This window comes from Brachyspira pulli, from assembly GCF_036997785.1.
Classification (GTDB): Bacteria; Spirochaetota; Brachyspiria; order Brachyspirales; family Brachyspiraceae; genus Brachyspira; species Brachyspira pulli.
Window position 1 is genome coordinate 1 of record NZ_JAWLQI010000098.1, and the last position, 7,000, is coordinate 7,000.

Annotated in this window: 3 protein-coding genes; all 3 read right to left on the reverse strand. The window is 24.6% G+C overall.

The annotated features are described in order from the left end of the window. Positions 1 to 328: 328 nt before the first annotated feature. The 3 genes from R4K56_RS14135 to R4K56_RS14145 all read right to left on the reverse strand — a co-directional run bounded on the left by R4K56_RS14135 (position 329) and on the right by R4K56_RS14145 (position 6,945). Positions 329 to 2,923 carry a BspA family leucine-rich repeat surface protein gene (locus tag R4K56_RS14135; RefSeq protein ID WP_335773083.1) on the reverse strand — a complete coding sequence of 865 codons (2,595 nt, stop codon included), beginning with the start codon at positions 2,921 to 2,923 and terminating at the stop codon, positions 329 to 331. 527 nt (positions 2,924 to 3,450) lie between these two features. Further along, positions 3,451 to 5,844, reverse strand: a complete 2,394-nt coding sequence (locus tag R4K56_RS14140; RefSeq protein ID WP_335773084.1) for a BspA family leucine-rich repeat surface protein — start codon at positions 5,842 to 5,844, stop codon at positions 3,451 to 3,453. Between the two features lie 234 nt (positions 5,845 to 6,078). Continuing rightward, positions 6,079 to 6,945, reverse strand: a complete 867-nt coding sequence (locus tag R4K56_RS14145; protein ID WP_335773085.1) for an Rpn family recombination-promoting nuclease/putative transposase — start codon at positions 6,943 to 6,945, stop codon at positions 6,079 to 6,081. Positions 6,946 to 7,000: the final 55 nt, after the last annotated feature.

Consider the following 7,000-nt stretch of genomic DNA (forward strand, 5'->3'; position numbering starts at 1 on the left):
AAAATTTCTAAGTTTATCAATTTTTTTATTCAACTTTTTCCCCCGAACACCACATGTGGGCTTAGCCAAAGTTGATGCCGACACCATAGGTGGACTTCGTCGGCACGTTTTGCGAAAGTGTAAGTATAAAATTAATACTAAATCATACTAAAATTGTTTTACATGTAATATAAATTATCAATTTAAGCTAAAATATAGCCCTTCGCTGTAGGCTAGCTGTGCCTGCTTCTTTGTGGCAACAAAAGAAGTGGGGTTTGGGGCAAAGCCCTGCAAATATTTTAAATTTAAAAATTTATTTTTGGCAAAATATAGTTACTTAGGCATATAATTAAAATAAATCTGTCAATCTAAAATCCAAAATTATAAATACTAATAAAGTATAAACAAATCTGTTACTTATCTCTTTTTTATTTTCACCCCTTTTGAAATCAATACTAATATTTATTAAATCATCATATTCTACTTCCTCATCAACTTTTGCAGACATAGTAAAAATATCTCCGTCATTTGATGTGAATGTATATGTTATAGTGTCATTATCTCCTACTACATCATTAGTATGCATTTCATATTTTTGAGCAAAGAATTTAAAAGCTCCGTAGCTTATATCTATATTTTTTATTTTCTTTATTTCTTTTTTCAAATTATCTTTATTTAATTTTATAGATGTTAATTGATTTATTGGCTGTGATAATTCACTATCTTCAATTTGTTTTCTCCATTTATCTATAGTTTCATCGTCCATTTCTATAGGAGTTGCCAAACTCATGAAATTATCAGCATTAATTTTTATTTTTTCATTTTCTGTGTTTAAATATTTTCCATCGCTTGTATATCTAAAATTTGTTATAAAGTTTTTATCTTTATCATACAAGTTCCATATTAAACCAGAACCAAATTTATTCATTAAATAGTTATCAATAAAAACTTCTTTAAACAAGTCATAACTCAATATATCACCGTCTATTAACATAATACTTAAAATATGTGAGCTATGATTAATAAACTTATCTGCTTCTTTACCCAATTCTTTTATTTTATCTTTTAATTTTTTATCAAGATTTTGAGGTACTTTCTTTAATTCTTTATTATTTTTTATATCAAATAAAGTTAAAGTATAATCATTATTAACAATTAATTTATAATCTTTATTTAATTCTTTTTCACCTTTAGAATTAAATCCCAAATTAGGCATACATCTTAATCTAAATTCACTATAACCTATATTAATTTTTTCAAGTAACTCATTAATCATTTCTACTGCTTCTTTACGAATTGCACTTTTAGTTGAATTTAGATATATTTTATATAATAAACTCTGAGCATATCTGCTTTCTATATTGAAGCTTATCATTGTAAGTAGATTTTTTGATTCAATAGTATTCATTAATTCTGATATTTTCTTTAAAGCTTCATCTCCTCCGTACATAGCATAAACAAAAGCAGTGATAACTTCATCTTGATTTTTTAAATAAATCTCTTTAGTAAAATTCACAAATGATTTTAAATCAAGTAAATTAACCATATTATCAATTTTTTCTAATTTTTTAATAGTTTTCTTTAAAGACAAATATTCTGAATATATATACTTTATAAGATTGATATTTACTTCTCTTGATTTATCTTTTATTAATACATGGCAATTCTTTATAAATTCAAGTTTCTTATCATATTTTTTACCATTGTAATTTCTTTCAGCATACTTTTCTGCTTTTTCTATAGTTTTGAAATTATAATTATTTGTAACAAATGAAAGCTCTGATGAGAAATCACTTTCAAGTCTTTTTTTAAATCTTACAACTTTTTTATTTTTATCATCTGCAATAAGCTCATATATTTCTTTAACATTAAATTTTGTTATACTTATAATATCGGCCTTAGGAAAAAATGCCTGCCTATATACTTGAATTCTTGTAGGTAATTTATCCATATCCTTATCATCACAAATTATACTTATAGCTTGTAAACTGTCTAAATTCCAATTTGCTAAAGATTCATAATGATCAAACTTGCGTGCATAGGCAAACAACAACATTACACTAATGACATTTCTTGTATCCCATTTATCAAGAGGCTGATTAAATTCTTCTGTAAAAGCAAACATATGCTCTATATTTGTTACTTTAGACATATTCCAGCTATTTAAAGGCTGATTAAATTTACCGCATGCTCTAAATGCAAATTCCATACTTTCAACATTAGAAGTATCCCATTTATCTAAAGGCTGATTAAAATTTTCACAGTCCTCAAATATATGTTGCATATTTTTCACATTAGATACGTCCCAATCATTAAGAGGCTGATCAAAAGCTTTACAATAACGAAACGTCTTTGATAAATCTTCAACATTAGATACATTCCAATTATTTATATTCTGATTAAATTTCAAAGCCACATTAAACATATTAGACATATCTTTAACATTAGAAACATCCCATTTGTCCAAAGGTTTATTAAATGCTTCACAGTTATGAAACATATTGTTCATATCTTTCACTTTAGATACATTCCAATTATTTAAAGGCTGATTAAACTTTTTAGCACCCAAAAACATGCCAGACATATTTTCCACATTTGAAACGTCCCATTTATTTAAAGGCTGATTAAAATATGTACAACAAGCAAACATATAAATCATGTTTTTCACTTTTGATACATTCCAATTATTTAAATTAGAATTAAACTCTGTCATTGAGTATTGGCCCAAAACATTGTAGTCCATATATGCAAACATATAAGCCATATTCTCAACATTAGAAGTATCCCACTCTTCTATGCCATCAAAATCTTTTCTTTCACTTTTATTAAAAAGGTCGCTCATATCTGTAATAAGACTTGTATCAATATCACCAAGTTTTATACCGTTGTTGGTGAATACTAATCTTTTTAATTCTTCTTTTGTTGTTGGTTTATATTTTTTCATAATCTCATATCCTCATTATAATTTTAATATATGTAAATAGTAGCAATCAATTAACTACAAATAATAATACTTATTTATATACTAAAAATTTTTAAGTTTGTCAATTTTTTTATTCAACTTTTTCCCGCCGCACACGCTCTGCGGACTTCGTCAAAGTTGCTGCCGCAGGCACGCTTCGCGAAAGTGCAAGTATAAAATTAGTACTAAATCATACTAAAATCGTTTTACATGTAATATAAACTATTAATTTAAGACACCTTGCCGCAGGCACGCAGAGCGAAAAACGCATATACTATAATTTAATATTTTAAGAATATGTATTAAAATACCATACTTTTAGCTCAAAAATGCAGTCTTTCGCCGTAGGCGGGCTTCGCCTGGTTCTTTTGGTCATACCTAAAGGTACTTCCTTAGGTCGCAAAAGAACTGGGGTGCTGCACGCTGTGTACTTCGTAAGGGCAAAGCCCTGCAAATATTTTAAATTTAAAAATTTATTTTTGGCAAAATATAGTTACTTAGGCATATAATTAAAATAAATCTGTCAATCTAAAATCCCAAATCATTAATACTAATAAAGTATAAACAAATCTTTTACTTATCTCTTTTTTGTTTTCACTCTTTTTAAAATCAATAGTAATATTTATTTGCTCATCATATTCCCCCTGAATTTTTGAAGTCATAGTAAAAATATCTTCGTCATTTGATGAAAATGAATAAGTTATAATACCATCATATCCTATTACATTACTAATATTCATTTCATATTTTTTAGTAAAATACTTAAAAGTAGCATAAGTTGCATTAATATTTTTTATTTTATTTATTTCTTTTTCCAAATTATTTTTATCTAATTTTATAACTGTTAATTGCTGTAAAGGCTGTGCTATTTCATAATCTTCAAGCTGTTTTCTCCATTTATTTATAGTGTAATCGTCCATTTCTACAGGACTTGCTAAACTTATAAAATTATCATCATTAATTTTTATTTCTTCATCTTCACAGTTTGAATAACTTCCATCGCCTGAATATCTGAAAGTTGTTAAAAACACATTATCATTATCGTATAAATTCCATATCAAAGATGAAGCAAATTTATTCATCATAACATTATCAATAAAAATGTCTTTGAATATATCATAACTGTATTTATTACCGTTTATTAATGTAATAGCTAAAAGATTAGAATTCTTTTTAATAAACTTCTTTATTTCTTTTCTTAATTTTATTATTTCTTTTTTTAAATTTTCATCAAAGTTTTTAGGAATCTTTTTCAATTCTTTATTATTTTTTATATCAAACAAGCTCAAAGAATAATCACTATTCAAAATTAATTTATAATATTCATTTAATACTTTTTCATATTTAGAATTAAATCCGAAATCAAGAGCATATCTTAATCTAAATTCAGTATAATCAATATTCATTTCTTTAAGTAATTCATTAATTATTTTTTCTGCTTCAAGTCTAACTTCTGTTTTCTTAGTAGTCATAAATATTTTATATAACAATTTAAGTGCATATTTGCTTTGATTGTTTAATTTAATTATTATAAGTGAAAGTTTTGTGTCATGTGCTTTTTTATATATATTTTTTACAGCCTCATCTCCTCCGTATAAACAATAAATAAAAGCGGCTGTTTCTTTATTAGTTTCATCATAAATATTTTTAATAAACTTTATGAATGATTCTCTATCAAGCAAATTAACTATATTATCTATTTTTACTAATCTTTTAACATCTCTTTTGAGAGACAAATATTCCAAATATATATACTTTATAACATTAATATTAACTTCTCTTGATTTATCTTTTATTAAAACCTTATAATTATTATTTATAAAGCTCACTTTTTTATCATCTTTTTTATTATAATTGTTTTCGATATACTTTTCTGCTTCTTCTATAGTTTTAAAATTATAATTTTCTGTAACAGATGAAAGTACCAAAGAAAAATCACTTTCAAGTTTTTTTCTTAATGCCACAATTTTTTTATTTGTATCTTTTGAAATGAAATCATATATCTCTTTGACATTATCCTTTGTGATATTTAAATAATTTTGATAAGAACCATAAAATGCCTGAAGATATGCTCTGATTCTTAAAGGCAATTTTTCTTTATCATCACATAATTCATTCATATTTAATATTTTATTTAAATCCCAATTTGCTAATGAGTCATAACAATTATAACCTTTAGCATATTTAAACATTGAGTCAATTTTTTTTAAGTTTTTTGTATTCCATTTATCAAGAGGCTGATTAAATGAAAGAGTATCACCAAACATAGCTTCCATATTTTTCACATTAGATACATTCCAACTATTTAAAGTCTGATTAAAATCCTTGCATTGTACAAACATCTCATGCATGTTTTCAACTTTCGAAGTATTCCATTTATATAAAGGCTGATTGAATTTATAAGCTCTCCTAAATGTACCTTCCATAGTTTTGACATTAGATACGTTCCAATCATTAAGAGGCTGATTAAAAACTTCACACTCACAAAACATATAACTTAAATCTTCAACTTTACTAACATTCCAATTATTTATATTTTGATTAAATGATTTAGCATAATTAAACATAAAGCTCATAGTCTTAACATTTGAAGTATTCCATTTATATAAAGGCTGATTAAATTTCATAGCTGCCTGAAACATACCGCTCATATTTTTGACATTAGATACATTCCAATTATTTAAAGTATGATTGAATGAATAGCATTTATCAAACATTCCAGACATATCCTCAACATTAGAAGTATCCCAATATTCTATGCCTTCAAAATCTTTCCTTTCACTTTTATGAAAAAGATAACTCATATCCGTGATGAGGCTTGTATCTACACAACTAAGTTTTATACCGTCTGTAAATACTAAATTTTTTAATTCTTCTTTTGTTGTTGGTTTGTACTTCTTCATAAATTTGCTATAATTATATTATAATAGTGCAAAATATTATAAATTGTAAAAAATAAATTAACTATAAATTTTAAATGATTTATTTCTATAAAAACTAATACAAATAATTTTCTAAATTTCTATGATTAATGATAAAATTACAATTTATTAAATTATATTTTTTATATTTATAAAAAACTTGTAACTAAATAATACTTAACTGTTTATTAATATCAGTTAATCACAAATATTTTATTATAATTTATTTATTTCTTCTATACTCAAACCTGTTACTTTACTTATAATATTAACATCTATGTTTTCTTTTTTCATATTTTTAGCTAATGAATATTTTTCTTTCTCAATACCTTCTTTTATACCTTCTTCCTTTCCTAATCTTCTTTCTTCATCAAGCATTATTTGATTACCATATAAGTATGCTTCTTTCTTTTCATATTCCATCATCATTAATTTACTTTTGACAAAATTATTATATTTCTTTTGTACTTCTTCCATTATAGGTTTTTCTTTTACTATTTCAGACATAGAAGCCTCCAAATTTTTGCTTGTAAATATTTTTAACCAACAGTTTAAATCTTTACTTAATATGTTTTTCTTGAATTTTTTTAACTCTATTATATGTATCTGAAGATGATCTGTTAATAACTTTTTATTATTCATCTCATAAAGCATATAACATGAATGTATATTTTTTGTCTTATCTAAATTGAAATTTAATAGATTAATACTTATTACAGGAGTTAATTCATCATATCTTTCACCATGCTTTAATAATTTACTATAATTAGCTGCCCAATAATAAAGTATTCTTTCTGGGAATCTTGAATTACCTTGTAATTGTATTTCTATTATAACTACTGATCCATTTTGAGTAATACATTTTACATCAACTATGGTTTCTTTTAAATTCCTATTTTTCTTTAAATTAAAAGGTGTTAAAATTTCAACTGAACGAAAAGTTTTCATATTAGCGTTGAGCATTATAGAATTGATAAAGTCTAAAAGTATAGACTCACTGCTTCCCTTATCAGTAAAGAGATATCGTACAAAATAATCATTTAAAGGATTGAAATATTTTTTTGTATTTAAATTATTTCTCATAAATATATTATACTGAAAATTACTAAGTTTGTCAAAATTAATTATGTGTATTTAT